Origin of the sequence: Solwaraspora sp. WMMB762, from assembly GCF_049179115.1 — a bacterium.
In the GTDB taxonomy this organism is placed as follows: domain Bacteria; phylum Actinomycetota; class Actinomycetes; order Mycobacteriales; family Micromonosporaceae; genus Micromonospora_E.
In genome coordinates this window covers 7270479-7292192 of record NZ_JBMHMD010000001.1, presented here as the reverse complement: position 1 = coordinate 7292192, position 21714 = coordinate 7270479, and the positions used below count along the sequence as shown (strand labels likewise).

The following is a 21714-nucleotide window of genomic DNA, read 5'->3' as shown; positions in this document are numbered from 1 at the left end:
GGAACAGACGATGGCAACGACCGTCAACACGCACCCGCCCACCCGTACCGGCAACGCCACCGGCCGCCGCGGCACCGCCCGCCGGCTGCTGGCCACCGGTCTGACGCTGATCCTGACCACCGCCGCGCTGGTCGCCGGCACCGCGGCACCGGCGCAGGCGGCCACCACCCCGGGCATCGACGTCTCACACTGGCAGGGCTCGATCAACTGGACCAGCGTGCGCAACAGCGGCATCGAGTTCGCCTACATCAAGGCCACCGAGGGCACCAGCTACAAGGATCCCCGGTTCAACACCAACTACGTCGCCGCGTACAACGCCGGGGTGATCCGGGGGGCGTACCACTTCGCGCTGCCGGACCGGTCCTCTGGCTCGGTCCAGGCCAACTACCTGGCCAGCAACGGCGGCGCCTGGTCAGCGGACAGCCGGACCCTGCCGGCCGCGCTGGACATCGAGCACAACCCGTACGGCGCGATGTGCTACGGGCTGAGCCAGTCGGCGATGCGGAACTGGATCAGCAGCTTCCTGAACACCTACCGGTCGCGCACCGGACGGTACGCCGTCATCTACACCACCACCAGCTGGTGGAGCAGCTGCACCGGCAACTGGACCGGACCGTGGAGCAACCACCCGTTGTGGCTGGCCCGGTGGGCGAGCAGCCCTGGCACCCTGCCGGCCGGCGCACCGTACTGGTCGTTCTGGCAGTACACGGCCAGCGGCAGCGTCCCCGGCGTCTCCGGCGCGGTCGACCGCAACCACTGGAACGGCACCCGCGCCCGGTTGGTGGCGCTGGCCAACGGCTGACCCTGCTCGCTGGCCCCGGCCGGACCCGCATGGTCCATGCCGGGGCCAGCGACCTGCCCGGCCCGGCAGCCGTCGCCCGGGTGCCGGCACCGGTGGTCACAGCGGCGGAGCGGGCGGCACCGGGTTGCGTCGGCCATGCAGCGCCAGGTCGAACAGGATGATCACCAACAGCACCAGGTTGGCGCAGATCGCGACCAGCAGCGCCGGCCGGGTCAGCAGCGCCGGTCCGGTCAACGCCAACAGGAGCACACCCGCCAGCAGCGGCCAGGCGACCCGGCCGAACACCTCGTACTCGAGTCTGCTGCGGCCCAGCAGGAAGATAACCGGTCCACCGATCATGATGGCCAGCCAGTTGACCGGGACCGGGTCGGCCGGGCGCTCGATGATGAACTTCGCGCTGGTCGCGGTGGCCACCACGCCGGCGATCATCAGCAGATGGGTGTACGGCGCGGAGCGGGTGAACCGCCCCGGGTTGCGGGCGGCCTCGATCGCCTCGGTCAGCCGTGCCCCGGCGCAGTGCACGTAGATCCGGAACAGGATGGTCGCGCTGGCGAAGGCCACGACGAACCCGGCGGCGCTGCCCGGGGTGACCTCGGTGCGGCTGGACGCCAGCCCGGCCACCAGGATGATGTCGCCCAGGGCGATGATGAAGAACTGGTGGTACCGCTCCGCCATGTGCTCGGCGGTCGGGTTGAACTGGGTGGCCGGGATCCGCCCCCGACCAGGCACCGGGTAGCCGAGCGCGAAAACCGTGTAGTCGACGGCCAGCCCGACACCCCACAGCGTCACCCGGGCGGTCTCGTCGACCAGGACACCGGCCAGCCAGGGTACCGCCGAGACGGCGAACCAGCCCCAGATCCGCACCGCGCGCTGCCGGGCCATCTGGTCGTGCAGTGCGAAGAAGAAGAACAGGCCGCGGCCCAGATGGATGGCCAGGTACGCGCCGACGAAGATGGTCGCACGGTCCTCGAACGCTGCCGGTAGCGCCGCCGTCATCAGCAGCACGCCGAACATGATCGCGACCGTGACCACCCTGATGGACCGACTCTGCGGGTTGTAGAGATCGGTGACCAGGGTGGTCACCACCCATACCCACCAGACGGCGAGCAGCAGGATCGCCGCCTCGACGACGCCCAACGGACTCAGCCGCCGGGCCAGGGTCTCCGACAGCAGGGCGAGTGCGACCACGAAGGCCAGGTCGAAGTACAGCTCCAGGAAGGTGGCGCGCCGCGGTGCCTGCTCGCCCCGGAGCAGGCCGCGCGGGTCGCCGGCCGCCGTCACGACCGCACCGGGTAACGAGCCGACCGGTCGGCACCGGTAGACAAACTGGGCGACATATCGGTCTTAGCGTACGGCCTCGGTCGGCGGTCGCCGGCCCGATCGCGGTGACCGGCCCGGCCCTGGCCGGGCCGGTCACCGCAGGTCAACCAGCCGAGGTCAGCCGGCCGTGCAGGCCAGGCCGTTCACCGTGAACGAGGTCGGCCGGGGGTTGCTGCCGGAGTGGGTGCCGTTGAAGCCGATGCTGGTGCTCGCGCCGGGCGCCAGCCTGCCGTTCCAGGCGGCGTTGCCGGCACTGACCTGGTTGCCGCTCTGCGACCAACTGGCCGACCAGCCCTGGGTCACCTGCTGGCTGCCCGGGAACGTGAACCGCAGCGTCCACCCGTCGATCGTCGACGCACCGGTGTTGGTGATCGTCACCGATCCGGTGAACCCGGTGGACCAGTCGTTGGTGGTGTAGTCGACGCGGCAGCCAAGCACCGGCGGGCCGCCGGTCGGGGTGGGCGACGGTGACCCGGTCGGGGTGGGAGTCGGCGACGGGGTCGGGGAGACCGACGGCGACGGGGTGGGCGAGACGGACGGTGACGGCGACGGGGTCGGGGAGACCGACGGCGTGGGGGTGGGCGACGGTGACGGACCATCCGGCTCCTGTCCCCAGATCAGGGTGCCGGACTCGTAGAGCGGGACCGCCCGGTTCGGTCCGGCGGCCGCCTGGTAGGACGGGTCGTTCGCCGGATCCCAGGTGCCGCCCTCGGCCACCCCGATCTTCAACTGCACCTCCATCCGGTGGGCCGACTGACCGGCCGGCGCAATGGTCTGGCCGGAGCAGTCGACCTCGACGTACCACAGGTCACCCGAGTGCTGCCGGGCCTCGGTGGGTTTCGGACACCCCTGGCTGTACGGGCTGCTCACCTGCAGCGCACCCGCACCGTCGCGGACGAAGTAGTACCGGAACGTCGCGCCGGTCAACGCCTGGGCGGGGAAGGCCGACTTGTTGTAGATCATCACCTTGACCCCGGTCGACCGGGTCTCGTTCTGCATGACGGTCGTCTCGATGGAGATCTCGTCGATGTCCGGCGTCTCCGGCTGCGGGAAGTCCGACAGCGGCGTGCCGCCGTACTCCTGGTGCAGCCGGACCAGCGCGGAGGTGAAGCCGGCGTTGTAGTCGGTGGCGACCTCGTTCATGACGTAGTCGTCGCGGCGGTCGGTGTAGGCGTCGTCCGGTGCGGACGGGCCGCCGACCAACGCCCCGTACAGCACGTGCCGGGTCTCCTCGGGCACCTGCATGCTGTCCCACCAGGAACCGTGCGCGGTGCGGTGGTGCGGGTTGCGCGGCGGGTTCGCCCCGAACCCGATGACGTAGCTGGAGTTGCGCGGATTGTCGCCGAGCGCGTAGTCGATCTGCCGGACGGCGAAGTCGTGGTAGCGGGTCCGGCGGGTCGGGTCGGTGATGTTGTCGCTGTAGACGAGCGCGGCAAAGGCGGTGTTCGCGGCGTAGCGCAGCGCGCCCCAGGTGTCGAGAACCGCCATCCCGCCCGGTGAGGTACGCACCTTCTCGCCGTTGACGCCGACGGTCCAGTAGTCCAGCCACCGGTTGGCGTCGTCGACGTACTTCTGCTTGCCGGTCAGGTTGGCCAGCAGCACGTACGCGCCGAACTGCTTGTTGTCCCAGGCGAGGGTCCACTTGTAGGCCCGGGTGTCGGTCTGCGGCTCGGTGCCCAGGTCGTCGTACTCGGCTTCGGCCTTGGCCAGGTAGGACGCCTCCCCGGTGGCCCGGTGCAGCCAGATGGCGCCCCAGACCAGTTCGTCCTGGTATCCGCTCCACGAGCGGTAGAAGCTGGTCGCGTCGGTGATGCACTCGTGGTACGCCTTGCGCACGGTGTCGGCGAAGGTGTAGAGCTGCCGGGCGTGGCTGACCAGGGTGTCGGCGTACGCCGGATCGGTGGGTCGGAAGACCATCGACGACGCGGCCATCGCGGCCGCCGTCTCGGCCGCCAGGTCCGAGCCGCCACAGGTCGCGTCGATGCGGTACGCCGGACGCGCCATCGGCATCACCTCGGCCGGACCCCACCACTTGTGGTCGTCGTCGCCCTTGCCGACCTGGCCGTAGAGCACCTTGGGCGACGGATGCGCCTTGATGAAGTAGTCGTTGACGAACCGCAGGTTGTTCAGCAGGTGCGGCAGTTGCCCGGAGCTGGCGTAGCCGGCCCGGTATTCGACCGCACCCCAGGCCAGCATGGTGGTGGTGAAGGCCATCGGGAATCCGAACTTGACATGGTCCCCGGCGTCGTACCAGCCGCCGGTGAGGTCGAGGCCGACGTCTGCCCCGTCGTCGAGTGCCGAGTCCGCCCGCCACGAGACCCGGTTCCACTGCGGCAGCGGGCCGGACTGCTGCGCCTCGTAGAACAGCAGCGACTTCTGCAGCGCCTCCCCGTAGTTGAACGGTGGCGCCGCAGCGGCACCGGGTCGCGGGACCGCGGCTGTCGCGGCTGCGGCGGTAAGCAGGATGGCCATGCCGGTGGCCGCCAGCCTGCGCCGCCAACGGGTCCGGCCGGCCGGCCGATTGTCTGCGCGCACTACACTCGCTCCTGTCCGTGGAGCCGCGCGCGGCAACGCGTCGTGGAGGACACCGAGGGGCGGATGTGGGCGCATCCGCCCCTCGCCTCATGCCGGTCGCGCTGTCGCGGCGGTCAGCGGCCGGCCCGCCGGTGGGGTGCGGGGCCAGCCGGTAGAAGGCGGTTGATGGTTCTCGGCTGTTGGTTCACAGGGTCACGGTGCCAGCCGGCACCGACGCGATGGGAGCGCTCCCATCGACAGGGAACGATCGTCACGCGTACCGATGATTTAACCGCCTCGGCCCGGCTTTGGGAAGCCCGTAACCGCGACCAACCGGCACCGGAAAAGGGGCGGGGTCTCCTCCTGCCGTCCTACAGGAGGAGACCCCGCCGTGCCACCCGGGACCTCGCGTCCAACGCACCGGACCCGCACCAGGACCGGGACGTCGGGGCAACCGCCTAGGTCGTGGTGGCGGGAGTCGGTGCCGAGATGTCGACCGGCCGATCGACCAACGGCACCGTGACGCTCATCATTTCCCCGTCGCGCTCGACCGGACCCGGCCGGTGCAGCCGGGCCAGGGTACGCAGCATGCCGAGATCATCGGCGGCGATGTGTGCCACCAACGCCGCCTGCCCGGTCCGACCGGCATGGCCGGCCAGCCTGCGCAGCAGCGCCGTGCCGACCCCACGTCGGCGCCACCCGTCCTCGACCAGCAGTCCGACCTCGCCAAGGGCACCCTCGACGATCAACTGCCCAACACCGACGATCCGGTCCGCCGCCGCGCTGGAGTCGACCGCGACAAGCAGCACCCCCCGGGGCTGTTCCAGCATCCGCCGCAGCCGGGCGGCGATGACCTCGGACGGTCGGGCGAGAAGACCGGGCGTGCGGCTCTCCGGCGAGCACCGGACCACCATCGCGTGCAGCGCGTTGAGATCGTCGGAGACCGCCGGCCGCAGCAGCAACTCGGCACCGTCCGGCATCATCAGCGTCACCTGATCGCCGGTCCGTCGGTTGACCGCCGCCGCCAGCTCGACCAGGGCCTGCGCTCGGGCGAACTCGGCAGGGGTGAAGCTCGGCTCCCGCCGGACGACGTCGTAGCAGCCGCCGGCCGGATCCGGCAGCCGCATCGTGTCCGTCGACCGGGCAGCCACCTGCGAAGCTGGTGCCGGCCGCCAGGTCACCGAGCCGGCACCGAGCAGGGTACGCAGCACGTCTCCGAGCGCCTCCGGATCGCGCACCAGCCGGTTGGCCAGGGCGAGCGCCCGGGTGGGCTGGTCGGCCAGCCCTCGGGCCTCGGCCCGAGTGGCCCAGGCGTCCCGGCCCCGGCCACGCTCCACTGCCGCGACGAGATCCTTTTCGGTCATCGAGTCGGGCGCGTCGACGAGAAAGTCGTCGACCGCCCCGGCCTCGGTGGTGTGCACCTGGACGGCGAGGATGTTGACCGCGCGCAAGGCCAGGCTGGCGGTCAGCACGGCCAGGTAGCCCGGCCGGTCGTCGACCGTCGCTCTGATCCGCCACAGCGCCATGGCTGCTCCTCTCCCCAGGTGCTCGGTGCCCGCTTGGTCAGCGCCGCACTGCGCCCGCTTCCTACCTTGCCGCCGCGCTGTTTCCCTCAGGTTGCCCGGCGGTGACTTCTCGCGGTGCCGTCTGCGACCTGCGTCTCACCGTCTGGCGGCGACCGGATCGGCGGTCACCAGATCCAACCGGTCGCCCAGGATCACCGTCGCCGCCCGGACCAGCTGCGCGATCCGGTCCACCTCGGTGACGTGGAACGCGGCTGCCGGCAAACCGTCCCCGTCGACCCGGGACACGATCAGCACCAGGCCGGCCCGGCCGAACGGCACCGAGGCGTACCGCACCCCGTCCGGGCCGTCCATCGGCCGGGCACGCAGTGGTGTGACCTCAGGCAGCCGCAGCGGCACCGGTGCGCGCCAACTCGCGTAGGCGACGGCCGGTTCGCCGCCCGTAGGAGACTCGTCCACCGGCACGGTCAGGCCGGTCATGAAGTCGTCGTCGGGCAGTTGGCCACCGTCGAACCGCGACTCCGCGCCGGGCGTCGGAGCCGGCCCGGCCAGCCCGGCGGACTGCGCCGTGGCGGCACCGGCCGGCGGCCGGGACGCGCTGCGGATCGCCCAGTCGGCCGGCACCACGGCCGCGGCCGCCCAGTCAGCTGCCAGCAGCCCCGGCACCGCGTCGACCAGCGTGGCCAGGCCGTCAACCGGGTTGGCGGCGACCTGGGCGAGCAGTTCGGCGTCCTGACCTCCGGTCACCGGTGTGCCGATCGCCCGCCAGACGCCGTCGACCTGGACGCCGGGAATCGCGGCGAGGCCAGCGAGCAGCCGGTCGACCCGGGCGGCACCCGGCCACACCACGGTGAAGTCGTCCACCGCCCGACCGCCCAGCCGCTCCAGGACGGTCACCTGGACGATGTCGGCGCCCGCGACGCCGAGTGTGCGGGCCACCTGGCCGAGTGCACCGGGCCGGTCCGGCAGGGTCACGCGAACCCTCAGCAACATGTCAGTCCTCCCGTAACGCAGGCCGGCCCCTCCCCCGGTCGACAACCAGCCTGCCCGATGACCATTTCATCCCTGTTGCGATGACATGACTCGGCAGGAAAACCCCTGGAGAACAGGGTTGGACATGCTGCGCCATCACCCGTTCGGATGATCTTCACCCGGTCGGGCGGAGTCGCTGACAGGCCGACGCGCGGTCAGGCCGAGTCGCGGGCGACCATGTGGGTCTCCAGCAGGACGTACGGGACCTGCAGCTCATCGTGCCGGATCCGGGACAGCAGCAGTCGGGCCATCTGCCGGCCCATCTCCTCCACCGGCTGGAAGACGGTGGTCAACGGCGGATCGGACTGCCGGGCGATCGGGGCGTCCTCGAACCCGACCACGGCCACGTCGTCGGGCACCCGACGGCCGGCCTCGCGCAACGCCCGCAGGGCACCGCAGGCCATCAGGTCGGACGCGACGAACACCGCGTCCAGATCGGGATGACGCTCCAGCAGCTGGCGCATCGCAGCGGTGCCGCTGCCCTCGCTGAAGTCGCCGTACGCCACCAGGGATTCGCCACCCGGCGGGCCGCTGTGCCGGATCGCCTCGTGGTAGCCGGTCAACCGGGCGACGCCGACCCCCATGTCCTGCGGGCCGGCGATGGTGGCGACTCGCCGCCGGCCGCCGGCCAGCAGGTACTCGACCGCCAACCGGGCGCCCCCGGCGTTGTCGACGTCGACGAAGTAGGCCGGACGCGCGTCCGGATGCAGCATCCGGGCCGGCCGCCCGCCCAGGACGCTGGGCAGACCGCGCTGTTCGAGCAGGGTCGGCAGCGGATCCGCGTCGTGCAGCGACAACAGCAGTACGCCGTCGACGTGCTGGTTGGTCAGATGGTGCTCGACCCGCTCCCGTTCGGCGGGTGACTGGGCCATCGCCAGCCAGAGCTGCATCGGGGTGTCGAGCAGCCCGGAGCTGATACCCCGGACGATCCCGGCGAAGAAGGGTTCGCCGAAGACCCGCTCCTCCGATTCGGAGACGACCAACGCGACCGAGTCGGTCCGTTGGGTGACCAACGCCCGGGCTGCCCGGTTCGGCACGTACCCCAGCTCGGCGATCGCCTGCTGGACCGCTGCCCGCGCCTCGGGGCTGACCTGTGGCGACCCGTTGACGACACGGGACACCGTGCCCCGGCCGACCCCGGCACGCGCGGCAACCGCGTCGAGGGTGGGCCGCCCGAGTGACCGGGTGCGCTGGGTTGTCATCGTCTGTTCCTCCGACCCTTGGGCCGCCGGCGCCGGTTGCAGGGAACCGGCGCCGGCGCGGCCCGTTATTGCTGGCTGACCACGCCTATTGTGCGGCCAGACCGTTACGTCGGATCACATCGGCGTACCACCTGGCGCTCGACTTGGGGATCCGAAGCTGGGTGTCGTAGTCGACGTGGATCATGCCGAAGCGCTTCGAATAGCCCCAGGCCCATTCGAAATTATCCATCAAAGACCATGCGAAGTAGCCCCGTACCGGCACTCCGTGGGAGATCGCCTCGTGACAGGCACGCAGGTGAGCGTCGAAATAGGCCAACCTGTCCGGATCATCGACTTTGTCGTTGACGACGTCGTCGACGTAGGCCGAGCCGTTCTCGGTGATGTAGATCGGCACCTCGGGGTACTCGCCGTTGACCCGGCGCAGCACCTCCACCAGGCCGGGGGCGTCGACCTCCCACCCCATGTCGGTCACCGGGAGCCCGCGGGTGACAAATCGGATCCGCTCGCTACCCGGCCAGCAGGACGGTTCGTCGGCCGCGTCCGGAGCCGGCGCGCCGCTGACCACGTGCCGGCTGTAGTAGTTGATGCCGAGCACGTTCAGCGGAGTGGCGATGACGTCCAGGTCACCCTCACGGACGTGGGCCAAATCGGTCACCGGCTGCAGGTCCGCCACCACGTCCTGCGGGTACCGCCCGAGCAGGATCGGGTCCAGGAAGATCCGGTTGGCCAGACCGTCGATGCGCCGGGCCGCGTCGACGTCGACCGCCGAGTCCGTCTCCGGCGACACCGCGTACAGGTTGAGCGTGACGCCGAAGTCGTGGTCCGGCCGGGCCGCACGCATCGCCTGCACCGCCAGACCGTGGCCGAGCATCAGGTGGTGGGCGGCCCGGACCGAGTCGGCGCCGTCGGTGATCCCGGGGGCGTGCACGCCCGAGCCGTAACCCAGGAAGGACGAGCACCAGGGCTCGTTGAGCGTGGTCCAGTACCGCACCCGGTCACCCAGCGCCCCGTGCACCAGCTCCGCGTAGTCGGCGAACCGGGCCGCGGTGTCCCGGGCCGGCCACCCGCCGGCGTCCTCCAGCGGCTGCGGCAGATCCCAGTGGTAAAGGGTCAGCCACGGCTCGATGCCCTGGGCCAGTAGCTCGTCGACCAGCCGACGGTAGAAGTCCAGCCCGGCCTGGTTGGCCCCGCCGGACCCGTCGGGCTGCACCCGTGGCCAGGACACCGAGAACCGGTACGACTTGAGGCCGAGCTCGGCCATCAACCCGACGTCCTCGCGGTAACGGTGGTAGTGGTCGCAGGCCACGTCCCCACTGTCCCCGCCGAGCACCTTGCCCGGGGTGTGACTGAAGGTGTCCCAGATGGACGGCTTGCGGCCGTCGATGTTCGCTGCGCCCTCGATCTGGTACGCCGCGGTGGCGGCACCCCAGAGGAACCCGGGTGGGAAGAGTAGCTGCCCGGAGCCTTCGCGGAACTCGGCGGTCTGCGGAGTTGCTGCTTTGGTCACGACTTGACGGCGCCTTCCATGATGCCGCCGATGATCTGGCGGCCGAAGATGATGAAAACAACGAACAGCGGGAGCGTCGCGATCAGCGTTCCCGCGAAAATCTGGGAATTGTCGGCGAAGTACGCCGAGTTCAGGCTGCGCAGGGAGATCTGCACCGTCGGGTTGGTCGGGTCGGCGAGGACCACGAACGGCCAGAAGAACTGGTTCCACTGCTCCATGAAGGTCAACAGACCGAGCACCGCCGCCGCCGGGCGCAGCGCCGGCACGACCACGTGCCAGAAGATCCGCCAGGTGGAGCAGCCGTCCACCCGGGCTGCCTCGATCAACTCGTTGGGCACCGCCTGTTCGGCGTACTGCCGCATCATGAAGATCCCGAAGCCGCCGATCAGGAACGGCACGATCACCGACGGCATGCGGTTCAGCCAGCCGAGCTCGGACATCAGAATGTAGAGCGGGAGCACGCCGAGCTGGATCGGGATCATCATCGAGGCGAGCACGATGAGCAGCAGTGCGTTCTTGCCCCGGAAACGCAGTTTGGCGAAGGCGAAGCCGGCGAGCGAGCCGAAGAAGACCGTCGCCACGGTGATGGTGCCGGACACCAGGACCGAGTTCATCAGCCCTTTGAGAATGTTGGCGTCCTGGTTGGCGAGCACCCGGCCGATGTTCTCACCGAGGTTGCCGCCGGGCAGGAACGGCGGCGGCCAGGCGTTGGCGGCGTCGTTGGTCCGCGACGCGATGACGATCATCCAGTAGAACGGGAAGAACGACAGGAGCACGCCCAGGATCAGGCCGAACCAGGTCAACGGGCTCGCCTTGAACAGCCGCTCCGAGGTCGACGACGGGCCCTTGCCGCGCTTGGGCTTGTTGGCCACGGGTTGCAGGGTTGCGGTGGTCATCGCGCCTCACTTGTCCGAGCTGATCCGGCGGGCCAGCAGATAGTTGACCAGCGACATGAACGCGATGAGCAGGAAGAGCAGCAGCGACACGGCGCCTGCGTAGCCCCACTGGAACCGCTGGTTCATGACGTCGAGCAGGTACATGGTGATCGTCTGGAACTGACCCTGGGAACCGCCGGAGATGCCGCCGGGTCCGCTGGTGAACAGCAGCGGCTCGGTGAACAACTGCAGTCCGCCGATCGTCGAGATGATCAGGGTGAAGATGATGGTGGGTCGCAGCTGCGGCACGGTGATCGACCAGAACTGGCGGGTCCGCGACGCGCCGTCAAGGGCGGCGGCCTCGTACATGTCCTTCGAGATCGCCTGCATTGCGGCCAGGTAGATCAGCGCGTTGTAGCCGATCCACCGCCAGTCGACCATGGTGGAGATGGCGAACCAGGACCCGAGCTTGCTCGCCCGGAAGTCGATCGGCTCGACGCCGAACAGCGACAGCAGCCAGTTGACCAGGCCGAAGTCCCGCGCGTAGATCATGGAGAAGATCAAGGCGACGACCGCGGTCGAGGTGATGATCGGCATGGCGATGGCCAGCCGGAAGAACGTCTGTCCCTTGATCCGCCGGTTCAGCGCGTTGGCCAGCATCAGCGCGATCAGCAACTGCGGGACGGTGGACATCAGGAACATGCCGAACGTGTTGTAGACGGCGTTCCAGAACTGCGGGTCGTCGGTGATCAGCCGGACGAAGTTGTCCAGGCCGACGAAGCTGATCTCGGCGTTGAGCGGCGACCGGTCGGTCAGCGCGATCCAGACGGTGTAGACGATCGGATAGACGCCGAAGATCGCGAAGATCACGAAGAACGGCAGGACGTAGAGGTAGGGGGAGAGTTTGAGGTCCAGTCGGGTCAGCGAGCGGCGCCGGGCCGCCCCACCGCCGGCCGGACCCGCCCGGTGGCCGCGTGGCTGCGCCGACGCGGGGGTGTCTAGCTCCAGGCTCATCGGGAAAGTCCTTCAGTTGTACGGCGGCCGGCCGACGTCGGCCAGGGAGGTCAACGCGCCGCTGGCACCGCGACGCGGCGGGAGAGATGGCGCCGGCAGGTCATGCCGGCGCCATCTCTCACCCGGGTTGTGACACCGCGTTATCGGCCGGCGGCCGTGCCGTTCGTGATGGCGTCCTGCCACCCCTCTTCCGGCGACTGGCCCTGCTCGACCGCCCGCAGCGCGTTCTCCACCGCGGTACGGACCGCCTGGTTCTTCGGGCCGAGGTAGACCGGCTTGAGCTCACTGGCACCGGCGGCGAAGATCTCGCCGGTCGGGGCGTCGGAGAAGTACTCGTTGACCGCCTCGGCGACCTTCGGGTCGGCCAGCGCCTGCGGCGACGACGGCAGGTTGCCGACCGCCTCGAAGGCGGCGACGTGGCCCTCCGGGCTGGTCAGGTACTTGACCAACTCGGCGGCGGCGGCCTGGTACTTGCTGGAGGTCGGCACCGCCAGGAACGAACCGCCCCAGTTGCCGCCGTTGCCCGGCGCCTTGGCGATGTCCCACTTGCCGGCGGCCTCCGGGCCGGCCTGGCCCTCGATGACACCGGTCATCCAGGCCGGGCAGGCGATGGTGGCGAAGGTGGCGTTCTTGAAGCCGGCGTTCCACTCGTTGGAGAACGACTGCAGGTTGTTCGACAGCCCGGCCTCGATCATGTCGGTGGTGAGGTCGAACGCGGCCTTCACGTCCGGGTTGCTCTCCATGACGAACTGGTTCTCAGTGTCGTAGTAGGTGTACCCGGTGCCCTCGCCGGCGATCTGGCTCAGCACCAGGTTGTAGAAGCTGGTCGCCGAGTCGACGAACGCCTTGTCCGGCGTGGCCTCCTTGAACTCCTGGCCGACCGCGATGAAGTCGTCCCAGCTCGACCAGAGCGCGCCGACCTCATCCCGGTCGGTCGGCAGACCCGCCGCCTCGAACAGGTCCGCGCGGTAGCACAGGGCCATCCCGCCGACGTCGGTGCCGAGCCCGAGCACCTTGCCGTCGGGCAGCACACCGGCTTCCCACTTCCACGGCAGGAAGTTGCCCTCGAGTTCGTTGGCGCCGTGCTCACCGAGGTCGACGAACTTGTCGGCCTGGGCGAAGAACTGCGACATCGTGCCCTCTTCGATCGCCACCACGTCCCCGGCGCCGGAGCCGGCGGTGATCTGCTGGGTGAGTCGGGTGTTGTAGTCGCCGAGGCCGAGGCCGATGCCTCGCTGCTGAACGGTGACGTTCGGGTTGTCGGCCTCGTACTGCTCGATCAACTCGTCGTATCCGAAGCCTGCGTCGCCGAAGATGTCGACGACCAGGGTGATCGGGCCGTCCGGATCTGAATCGGCGTCGTCGGAGCCGCAGGCCGTGGCCGTCAACATGACAGCGGAGGCGAGTGCGACCGCGGCGTACCGCCGGAGCGTGACGCTCATCCTGACCCCTCTCAAGGTCGCTTTCTGTGGTGGGGGGTAACCGTGTGGTGTCCGCCGCGACAACGGGAACTGCGTTGGCGAAAGGGGTCCGTCGCCGGGGAGCGGGCACTGCACGACCGCACTCCGCGGTTGGTCAAGCAAGTGACGTGGATCTCACTCACCCCGGCCGGGAGCGCTCCCATGAGATTGCCGGGAGGTTTCGGAGGTGTCAAGAGGCCGATGGGAGCGTTCCCATTTCGTTACTGCCGAATCCCGGGTGCTCCCGGGTCAGATTCAGGTCGGCCCGGCCGGCCCGGCGGTCAGACCAGCCCGGGCAGTCAGGCCGGCCGGGTGGTCAGGTCAGCCGGCGCAGCAGGGTGGTGACCCGCGCCGGGTCGAACCCGAACCGATCGAACGTCGCGCTCACCCAGTCGGCCATCTCGGCGTGACGCGGATGCGCCGGATCGGCGATCGCGGCCCGGAACTCGGTGTACCCGAAGGCACCACCGACGTCCTCTGGAGGACACGCCTGGTCCCCGTCGACACAGAGCGGATAGCGCACGTCCGGTTCGGGCGCGGTGACGTCCTCGACGACGACGTCATGCTCCCACCAGTCACCGAAGTCGTACGTGTAGCGGAACCGGGCCCCCTTGGTGGCCACGGCGTCCAACCGGGTGTCCAGTTCGTCACGCAGCAGCAGTTCCCCGGCCGGATCCGGCTCGCCGTACTGCGCTCCGTTGATCTCGAACGAATGCAGGTGGCAGTCGCGCCAGCCCATCGCGTGCTGAATCACCCGGTGCACCCGGTCGAGCGTGTACCCGCCCGGCACCTGGACGCGGCGCCACACCGGCGGCGCGATGTCGGACAGGGTGACCAGCAGGTGGAAGATCTGACGGGGCATGGCCGCCCTTTCTCTGACCTAGGCTCGAACCCATGATCTGCGCTGCGTGCCGGAGAGGCCAGCACGATGGGTGTCGGGGTGGTAACTGGTGCGACTGTCAGCACCGTACCCCCGCTCCGACTCCACCGGTCACCGGTCCGGCCGGCGAATGACCGACCACCCACCGGTCCCGGACGCGCCGGCGCCGGACAGGCCGACCCCGGACCCGCCGGTCCGCCGGCTCGGGCCACAGCCGGCCGGGTCCGTGCTGGACGACCCGGCCCTGATCGAGGCGTACGCCGTCGCGCCTCACGACCAGCTCAGGGTGAACTTCGTGACCAGCGTGGACGGGGCGGTCGCGGTGGCCGGCCGGTCCGCCGGGTTGTCCGGACGCGCGGACAAACGGGTCTTCGGCGTACTGCGGATGCTCTGCGACGCGCTGCTGGTCGGTGCCGGCACCCTGCGCCAGGAGCAGTACCGGGCGCTGCGGCTGGACGACCGGCGCCGCCGCTGGCGCCGGCAGCACGGCCTACCCACCCATCCCACCCTGGTCGTCGTCTCCGCCTCGCTCGATCTCGACCCGGACCAACCGGCCCTGGCCGACGCACCGGCGCGGCCGATCGTGCTCACCACGACCGACGCGCCGGCCGAACGGCGACGTCGACTGGCCCGGGTCGCGGAGATCGTCCCGGCCGGCGAGCGCACCCTCGATCTGACCGCCGGGCTGAGCCAGCTGCGCGCCCATGGCCACCGTCGGCTGCTCTGCGAGGGTGGTCCGATGCTGCTCGGTTCGCTGACCGCCGCCGACCTGGTCGACGAACTCTGCCTGACGGTCTCCCCACTGCTCGCCGGTGCCGGTGCCGGCCGGATCAGTGCGGGTCCGGCCAGCCCGGTACGGCAGCTACGGCTGAGCCAGGTGCTGGCCGCCGACGACGGCACGCTGCTGCTCCGCTACACCCGGCCCGACCCGACCGCCACAGGATAGTCACCGTGAGTCAGGTCACGATCACCTGAGGGCAGTGGATCGGGTCGATCGAACCCCACCGTCGGCGAATTCAGCCGGCCCCGCCGAGTCGGATGCCGTACTGGTCGTACCCGTGGGGCAGGATGCAACCCGTGGGCATGACGCAACCGGACTTCAGCGACCAGTCCGTCACCATGAGTGACACAACGCCGGAGGGTGCGCCGGTGGGCCGGGTGCTGGGTACCGCCGACGCCACCCCACTGCAGTTCTGGACCGCGGTCGGCCCCGGCAGCTATCTGCAACTGGACGACGTCGTGGTGACCCGCCGCGAGCTGCCGGGCACCGATCCGGTGACCATCGCCGGAGTGGTCACCCAGGTCCGGGCCCGCCACGAAGGGGCGCAGTTCGACTCCGACGTGTTCGCCATCGCCGACGGCACCCTGCCCGCCCAGGTGCAGGAGGCCGCCGAGATCACCGCCACCCGGGTCGACCCGGAGATCTACGTACCGCCGGAGCCAGGCGCCCCAGTGTGGCGGGCCGAAGGCGACGCCCGCGCCCGCGCCCTGCACTTCGACCGGATGGAACGACGGATCCCGATGGGCACCGGCCGCGACGGGGTGCCGGTTTACCTCAACGCCGACTTCCTCGACGGCCAGCGCGGCGCACACGTGTCCATCTCCGGCATCTCCGGCGTCGCCACCAAGACCAGCTTCGCCACGTTTCTGCTCTACTCGGTGTTCCGCTCCGGCACGCTCGGCGGCGACGCGGTCAACGCCAAGGCGCTGATCTTCAACGTCAAGGGCGAGGACCTGCTCTTCCTCGACCATCCCAACGTCCGGCTCGACGAGGCGACGACCGCCGCGTACGCCAAGCTCGGCCTGCCCGCCGGCGCCTTCCCGGACGTACGGGTGTACGCCCCGCCGCGCGCCGGCGACGCCTCCGGCTCCCCCGACGTGACCAGCCGGCTCACCGGCGTGGACAGCTTCTACTGGACGGTCGCCGAGTTCTGCGATCAGCGGCTGCTGCCGTACGTGTTCGCCGACGCCGACGACGAACGCCAGCAGTACACGATGGTGGTGCACGCGGTCACCGCGTACCTGCACCGGCACGCGCAGCCGGCCGACGGCGGCATCAGCATCGACGGCCGACGGATCGGCTCGTACGGGGATCTGGTCGACCACATCGTCGACCAGCTCGGCGACGAGGAGACCCGGGCGGCGTGGGCCGGCTCGGCGGTCGGCATGGGCACGGTGAACGCCTTCGCCCGCCGGCTGATCAGCAGCAAACGCGACCTGGCCCGGCTGATTCGCGGCGATCTGGCCGCCCGTCGCCCGCACCAGATCAACACCGCCGAGAGTGCCCAGGTCACCGTCGTCGACCTGCACAACCTGCCGGACCGGGCACAGCGGTTCGTGGTCGGCGTGACCCTCAAGGGCGAGTTCGAGCGCAAGGAGCGGGCCGGCACCGCCAAGCCGCTGCTGTTCGTCGTGCTCGACGAGCTCAACAAGTACGCCCCCCGGGACGGGTCGTCACCGATCAAGGAGGTGCTGCTCGACATCGCCGAGCGGGGCCGCTCGCTCGGGGTGATCCTGATCGGTGCCCAGCAGACCGCCAGTGAGGTGGAGCGGCGGATCGTCACCAACTCGGCGGTCCGGGTGGTCGGCCGGCTCGACCCGGCCGAGGCGTCCCGGCCGGAGTACGGCTTCCTGCCGGCGGTGCAGCGGCAGCGGGTGCTGCTGGCCAAGCCGGGCACGATGTTCGTCAACCAGCCGGACATCCCGGTCCCGCTGTGCCTGGAGTTCCCGTTCCCGGCCTGGGCCACCCGCTCGTCGGAGGCCGGCGACGCGCCGTCGGGCACACTCCGCTCGATCGTGCAGGCCGCTGACCCGTTCGCGGTGGTCGGCGGCCGGTCCACCGCCGACGACGACATCCCGTTCTGACCGTTCTGCCCGTTCTGACCCTGAGGTCGAGGAGGTTCCCCCGGATGCGGATCCTGCACACCTCCGACTGGCACGTCGGCAAGGTCCTCAAGGGACAGGCTCGGTTGCCCGAGCAGATCCAGGTGCTCGCCCGGGTAGTCGAGATCGCCCGTACCGAACGCCCAGACCTGGTGATCGTCGCCGGTGACCTGTACGACACCTCCGCTCCCGGACCGGACGCCACCCGGGTGGTCACCCGGGCGTTGACCGCGTTACGCGGCACCGGCGCCGACGTGGTGGCGATCGGCGGCAACCACGACAACGGGGCCGCGCTGGACGCGCTGCGGCCGTGGGCCGACGCCGCCGGCATCATCCTGCGCGGCGCCGTCCGGGACACCCCGGACGAACACGTGATCACCGGCACCACCGGCGACGGCGAACGGTGGCGGCTGGTCGCGCTGCCGTTCCTGTCCCAGCGGTACGCCGTCCGGGCGACCGAGATGTACCAACTGACCGCGGCCGAGGCCAACCAGACGTACGCCGACCACATCGGACGGGTGCTGGCCCGGCTCACCGAAGGGTTCGGTGAGCCCGGCGTGGTGGATCTGATCACCGCCCACCTGACCGTGGTCGGCGGGCGGTCCGGCGGCGGCGAGCGGGAGGTGCACACCGTCCTCGGGTACGCCGTACCGGCCACCGTCTTCCCGACCGGGGCGCACTACGTGGCGCTCGGCCACCTGCACCGCGCCCAGCAGCTCGAGGCGCCCTGCCCGGTGCGCTACAGCGGCAGTCCGCTGCCCATCGACTTCGGCGAGGAGGACAACGTCGGGTCGGTCAGCATCGTCGACGTCACCGCCGGCACCGCTGCCCGGGTACGCGAGGTACCGGTGGACGCCGCGACCCCGCTGCGCACCGTCCGCGGCACCCTCGACGAACTGGCCGCCGGCGAGTACGGCGACGCCTGGCTGCGAGTGTTCATCCGGGAGACACCCCGGGCCGGGCTGCGCGAAGAGGTGCAGGCACTGCTGCCCCGGGCGTTGGACGTGCGCATCGACCCGGAGTTCACCCGGCCCGCGTCCGCCGCCGGTGCGACGCGCACCCCGCAGCGGGCCGGCCGGGCACCCGGCCAGCTGTTCGCCGACTACCTGGACGCGCGCGGGCACGGCGACGACGACGTACGGACCCTGTTCGACACGCTGTACGAGGAGGTGACCTCGTCGTGAGGCCGCTACGGCTGGACCTGGCCGGATTCACCGTGTTCCGGGAGGAGACCACGGTCGACTTCACCGACGCAGACTTCTTCGCCCTCGTCGGGCCGACCGGGTCGGGCAAGTCCAGCATCCTCGACGCGATCTGTTTCGCCCTGTACGGCGTGGTGCCGCGCTGGGGCAGCAGCCGGGGCATCGCCTCCGCACTGGCACCGTCGGCCACCGAGGCCCGGGTGCGGCTGGTGTTCGAGAGCGCCGGCAGCCGCTACGTCGCCACCCGGGTGATCCGCCGCGACTCGCGGGGCGCGGTCAAGACCGGCAACGCCGGCCTGCAGTTGATGCCGCCCGGGTTCGACGTGACCCGGCTGGACACCGGGATGAGCCCGGACGATCTCGGCGAGGTGCTGGCCGGCACGCCCGCCGAGATGGAGCAGGCCGTGCTGGACGCGGTCGGGCTGCCGTACGAGCAGTTCACCACCTGCGTGCTGCTGCCGCAAGGCCGGTTCGCCGACTTCCTGCACGCCAAGCCGGCCACCCGCCAGCAGATCCTGGTCAACCTGCTCGGGCTGCACGTCTACGAACGGGTCCGGGAGCGGGCCACCGCCCGGGCGGGCGCCGCCGAGGCGGCAGTCGCGGCGGTCGACCAGTTGCTCGGCGGCCTCGCCGACGCCGACGAAGCGGCGGTGGCGGCTGCGGCGCGTCAGGTCGACGCGATGCGGACGTTGGCGACCGCGGTCGACGCGACGCTGCCCCGGTTGGCGCAGGCCCAGCAGGCGGTGGCGACCGCGGCCGACCTGGTGACGGCCCTGGACGACGAGGTCGGGCTGCTGGCCGGCGTCGCCGCACCGGCGGCCGCCGCCCGGCTGGCCGATCAGGCGGCGGCCGCCCGGGTCGCCGCCGCCGACGCGGACCGGGCCGTCGCCGACGCCGAGGAACGCGAGGAGAAGGTCCGCGCCGAACTGGCCGCCATCGGTGACCCGGCCGACCGGCGGCTGCTGCTGCAGACACACGCCGAACGGGACCGGGTCGCCGCCGAATCGGCCGAGCTGGCTCCGGCGCTCGCCGCCGCGCAGGCCGAACAGGTCGCCAGCCAGGCGGCGCTGCGGTCGGCCCGGTCCGCCGCCGAGGCGGCGGACCGCGAGTTGGACCGCGCCCGGCAGACGTACCAGGAGGCGCAGTCCGCCGACCTGGCCGCCGCGTTACGCCACGAGCTCGTCGCCGGGGCGGACTGTCCGGTCTGCGCGCAGCCGGTGAGCACGGTGCCGCCGGTGCCGGCTGGGTCCCGGGTCGCCGAGGCGAAGTCCGCTGGTCAGGCCGCCCGGGCCGCCGCCGACCAGGCCCGCCAGGCGGTCACCGAGGCCGAGCAGTCGCTGCGCGGGGTGGAGCGGGCCGTCGACCGGGCCAGGGTACGGGCGGAGCAGCTGACCGCCCGGCTGGCGCAACTCGACGCCCGGTTGTCCGACTCGCCCGGCGCCGACGCGTTGCGCACCGATCTGGCCACGGTCGACCGGTTACAGCGCGCCCTCGACGACGCCGGTGGCCAGGTCCGCCGGGCCCGGGAGGCGGCCCGTCAGGCGCAGCGCGCCGCCGTGACCGGCGAACAGCGGCTGCAGGCCGGCTGGCGGGAGTTCGACGCCGGCCGGGACGCCGTCGCCCGGCTGGCGCCACCGGCCGCCGACCGCACCGATCTGGCCGCGGCGTGGACGCTACTGACCGACTGGGCGCACCAGTTGCTCGCCGAGCGCCGCACGGCGCGGGCGGAGGCGGACGCTCGGCTGGCTTCGGCCCGGTCAGCGGCCAGCGGCGTCGCCGCCGACATCGACGCGCTGTTCGTCGCCGCCGAGCTGGCACCGCCGGCCGGTGCCGATCCGGCCGGCTACCGGCAGGCGGCCGCGCTGGCGGTCCAGCGGGCGCAGACCGGCCACGAACGGATCACCGAACGGTTCACCCAGGCAGGTGAGCTGCGTGGCCGGCGGGCCGACCAGGAGCGGCAGGCCCAGCTGGCCCGGACGTTGGCCGGGCACCTGCGGGCCAACAACTTCGAGCGGTGGCTGCTGGTCGAGGCGCTGGACCTGCTGGTCGACGGCGCGTCGCGGATCCTGCGGGAGCTCTCCAGCGGTCAGTACGAGCTGGTGCACGACGCCGGTGAGTTCTTCGTCGTCGACCACCACGACGCCGGACTGCGCCGCGGGGTACGCACCCTGTCCGGCGGGGAGACCTTCCAGGCGTCGCTGGCGCTCGCCCTGTCGTTGTCGGAACAACTGGCCGGGATGTCGGCCAGCGCCGCCAGTCTGGAGTCGATCGTGCTGGACGAGGGCTTCGGCTCACTGGACGCGGCCACCTTGGACACCGTCGCCGCGACCCTGGAAGGGCTCGCCGCCCGAGGTGACCGGATGGTCGGCCTGGTGACCCACGTCCCGGCGCTGGCCGAGCGGGTACCGGTCCGGTTCGAGGTCAGCAAGGACGCCCGTACGGCCCGGGTCCGGCGGAGCGGGCTGTGACCGCGACCGTGACGGGCCGGCCGGCCACCGGGGTCCGCTGGTTCGTCGAGGGCTGGCAACCCGGCTACGGCACGTCGTTCGAGGCCGCCGACCCGGGTGGCCCCGGCGCCGCCGACGACGGTCAGGACGCCGCCGATCTCGCCGTGGAGCTGGATCCGGCGACGTGGCGGCCGTTGCGCCAGCCGGCCGATGTGCGCGCACCGGACGTGGTGCTGCTGGTCGACGGGGTGCGTCGGATCGACGCCTCGTTGTGGAGCGAGGAGCCAGACGGAGTCTCGTACCCGGCGCTGGCCGCCTCGTACGCCGCCGGTGTGGTGCGCTGTGACCTGCGGCGCGGGGCTGCCCGGTTGGCCGGAGCCCGAACCGAGCGGGGCCTGTTCACGCCGAGCACCGCCGCCACCGACCTGGTCGTCGGGCGGGTGCGCTATCCGGCGCGGCGGGTCGACGACGCCGATCCGGCCGTACTGCCGCAGGCGGTGCAGCCGGCGCTGGCCGCGCTGGAGATCGCCGTCTCCGAGCAGGCCCGCGTCGACGGCGCGGACGACCCGGCGGATCTGCTGGTGGTGGACGGTCCACTGCGCGGGCGCCGGCTGCCGAACACGGTCGGCTACGTCAAGTCGCAGCGCCAGCCGTACCTGCCGGCGAGTCTGATCCCGGTGGTGACCGCGCTGCAACCGGCGGAACGCAGCCCGGTCTTCCTGCGCGGCACCCGGTGGCGCAGCTACTCGTGGTATCTGCGGCTGCCCGGGCCGCGGGGTGCGCCGTGGGCGGGCATCGTCCGGGTGGAGTGCCGGCCAGACCTGACGCCGCAGGCGGCGATCGCGCTGGCCGACCTCTCGCTGGCGACGCTGCCCCGGTTCGCCTCGGCTCCGTACAAGGATCCCCGGGCACCGCAGAACCTGGTGCCGATCGCCGGGCTGGAGCGACGGCTGCGGGCGATGCTCGGCGACGCCCGGCTGCTGCACCGGGCGCTCAGCCTCTCGGCGGCCGGGCAGGAGAGTCCGGCGTGGCGGTGACCGGCATACTGTGCCG

16 protein-coding genes are annotated in these 21714 nt (G+C 71.2%); 6 read left to right on the top strand and 10 right to left on the bottom strand.

What is annotated here, in order from left to right:
* Nucleotides 1-10: 10 nt before the first annotated feature.
* Complete coding sequence (locus ACN27J_RS32870; RefSeq protein ID WP_421372040.1) at nt 11-802, top strand: lysozyme; 792 nt, start codon at nt 11-13, stop codon at nt 800-802.
* A gap of 96 nt (nt 803-898) precedes the next feature.
* On the opposite strand, the gene ACN27J_RS32865 is transcribed toward ACN27J_RS32870, so the two are convergent.
* From ACN27J_RS32865 to ACN27J_RS32820, 10 genes are all read right to left on the bottom strand, one after another.
* On the bottom strand, nt 899-2083 hold the full coding sequence (locus tag ACN27J_RS32865; protein ID WP_421372039.1) for a low temperature requirement protein A: 1185 nt from the start codon (nt 2081-2083) through the stop codon (nt 899-901).
* 156 nt (nt 2084-2239) lie between these two features.
* A complete protein-coding gene (locus ACN27J_RS32860) occupies nt 2240-4594 on the bottom strand; it encodes a glycoside hydrolase family 9 protein (RefSeq protein WP_421372676.1) in 2355 nt (784 codons plus the stop codon).
* Between the two features lie 500 nt (nt 4595-5094).
* A complete protein-coding gene (locus ACN27J_RS32855) occupies nt 5095-6162 on the bottom strand; it encodes a GNAT family N-acetyltransferase (protein ID WP_421372037.1) in 1068 nt (355 codons plus the stop codon).
* 135 nt (nt 6163-6297) lie between these two features.
* Entirely contained in the window at nt 6298-7152 is an 855-nt protein-coding gene (locus ACN27J_RS32850) for an amino acid-binding protein (protein WP_278168208.1), read from the bottom strand.
* Between the two features lie 194 nt (nt 7153-7346).
* Nucleotides 7347-8393 (bottom strand): LacI family DNA-binding transcriptional regulator, encoded by a 1047-nt coding sequence (locus ACN27J_RS32845; protein WP_123600762.1) that lies wholly within the window; start codon nt 8391-8393, stop codon nt 7347-7349.
* An 85-nt stretch (nt 8394-8478) separates the two neighbouring features.
* Nucleotides 8479-9900 (bottom strand): GH1 family beta-glucosidase, encoded by a 1422-nt coding sequence (locus ACN27J_RS32840; RefSeq protein ID WP_421372036.1) that lies wholly within the window; start codon nt 9898-9900, stop codon nt 8479-8481.
* Entirely contained in the window at nt 9897-10796 is a 900-nt protein-coding gene (locus tag ACN27J_RS32835) for a carbohydrate ABC transporter permease (protein ID WP_421372035.1), read from the bottom strand. Before ACN27J_RS32835 ends, ACN27J_RS32840 begins: the two co-directional genes overlap by 4 nt.
* 6 nt (nt 10797-10802) lie before the next feature.
* Complete coding sequence (locus tag ACN27J_RS32830; protein WP_416555700.1) at nt 10803-11789, bottom strand: carbohydrate ABC transporter permease; 987 nt, start codon at nt 11787-11789, stop codon at nt 10803-10805.
* A gap of 140 nt (nt 11790-11929) precedes the next feature.
* Complete coding sequence (locus ACN27J_RS32825) at nt 11930-13231, bottom strand: ABC transporter substrate-binding protein (RefSeq protein WP_421372034.1); 1302 nt, start codon at nt 13229-13231, stop codon at nt 11930-11932.
* Nucleotides 13232-13565: 334 nt separating this feature from the next.
* Complete coding sequence (locus tag ACN27J_RS32820; RefSeq protein WP_278168202.1) at nt 13566-14111, bottom strand: plasmid pRiA4b ORF-3 family protein; 546 nt, start codon at nt 14109-14111, stop codon at nt 13566-13568.
* 148 nt (nt 14112-14259) lie between these two features.
* On the opposite strand from ACN27J_RS32820, the gene ACN27J_RS32815 reads away from it, so the two are divergent.
* From ACN27J_RS32815 to ACN27J_RS32795, 5 genes are all read left to right on the top strand, one after another.
* A complete protein-coding gene (locus ACN27J_RS32815; protein WP_421372674.1) occupies nt 14260-15075 on the top strand; it encodes a pyrimidine reductase family protein in 816 nt (271 codons plus the stop codon).
* A gap of 173 nt (nt 15076-15248) precedes the next feature.
* Nucleotides 15249-16994: an ATP-binding protein gene (locus tag ACN27J_RS32810; RefSeq protein WP_421372672.1), complete on the top strand. Its 1746-nt coding sequence runs from the start codon at nt 15249-15251 to the stop codon at nt 16992-16994.
* 44 nt (nt 16995-17038) lie between these two features.
* Nucleotides 17039-18196, top strand: coding sequence for an exonuclease SbcCD subunit D (locus tag ACN27J_RS32805; protein WP_421372032.1), 1158 nt, complete (start codon nt 17039-17041; stop codon nt 18194-18196).
* The gene (locus tag ACN27J_RS32800; protein ID WP_421372031.1) at nt 18193-20682 is read left to right on the top strand and encodes an AAA family ATPase; all 2490 of its coding nucleotides are present in this window, start codon (nt 18193-18195) and stop codon (nt 20680-20682) included. The genes ACN27J_RS32805 and ACN27J_RS32800 overlap by 4 nt, the downstream gene beginning before the upstream one ends.
* Nucleotides 20679-21698 carry a hypothetical protein gene (locus ACN27J_RS32795; RefSeq protein WP_421372030.1) on the top strand — a complete coding sequence of 340 codons (1020 nt, stop codon included), beginning with the start codon at nt 20679-20681 and terminating at the stop codon, nt 21696-21698. The genes ACN27J_RS32800 and ACN27J_RS32795 overlap by 4 nt, the downstream gene beginning before the upstream one ends.
* The last annotated feature ends 16 nt before the right edge of the window (nt 21699-21714 follow it).

Excerpts from the sequence above, each read along its gene's own strand:
- ACN27J_RS32860 (WP_421372676.1), bottom strand. The coding sequence starts at position 4,594 with ATGGCCATCCTGCTTACCGCCGCAGCCGCGACAGCCGCGGTCCCGCGA.
- ACN27J_RS32870 (WP_421372040.1), top strand. The coding sequence starts at position 11 with ATGGCAACGACCGTCAACACGCACCCGCCCACCCGTACCGGCAACGCC.
- ACN27J_RS32805 (WP_421372032.1), top strand. The coding sequence starts at position 17,039 with ATGCGGATCCTGCACACCTCCGACTGGCACGTCGGCAAGGTCCTCAAG.
- ACN27J_RS32845 (WP_123600762.1), bottom strand. The coding sequence starts at position 8,393 with ATGACAACCCAGCGCACCCGGTCACTCGGGCGGCCCACCCTCGACGCG.
- ACN27J_RS32830 (WP_416555700.1), bottom strand. The coding sequence starts at position 11,789 with ATGAGCCTGGAGCTAGACACCCCCGCGTCGGCGCAGCCACGCGGCCAC.
- ACN27J_RS32850 (WP_278168208.1), bottom strand. The coding sequence starts at position 7,152 with ATGTTGCTGAGGGTTCGCGTGACCCTGCCGGACCGGCCCGGTGCACTC.
- ACN27J_RS32820 (WP_278168202.1), bottom strand. The coding sequence starts at position 14,111 with ATGCCCCGTCAGATCTTCCACCTGCTGGTCACCCTGTCCGACATCGCG.
- ACN27J_RS32810 (WP_421372672.1), top strand. The coding sequence starts at position 15,249 with ATGAGTGACACAACGCCGGAGGGTGCGCCGGTGGGCCGGGTGCTGGGT.
- ACN27J_RS32855 (WP_421372037.1), bottom strand. The coding sequence starts at position 6,162 with ATGGCGCTGTGGCGGATCAGAGCGACGGTCGACGACCGGCCGGGCTAC.
- ACN27J_RS32835 (WP_421372035.1), bottom strand. The coding sequence starts at position 10,796 with ATGACCACCGCAACCCTGCAACCCGTGGCCAACAAGCCCAAGCGCGGC.
- ACN27J_RS32825 (WP_421372034.1), bottom strand. The coding sequence starts at position 13,231 with ATGAGCGTCACGCTCCGGCGGTACGCCGCGGTCGCACTCGCCTCCGCT.
- ACN27J_RS32815 (WP_421372674.1), top strand. The coding sequence starts at position 14,260 with ATGACCGACCACCCACCGGTCCCGGACGCGCCGGCGCCGGACAGGCCG.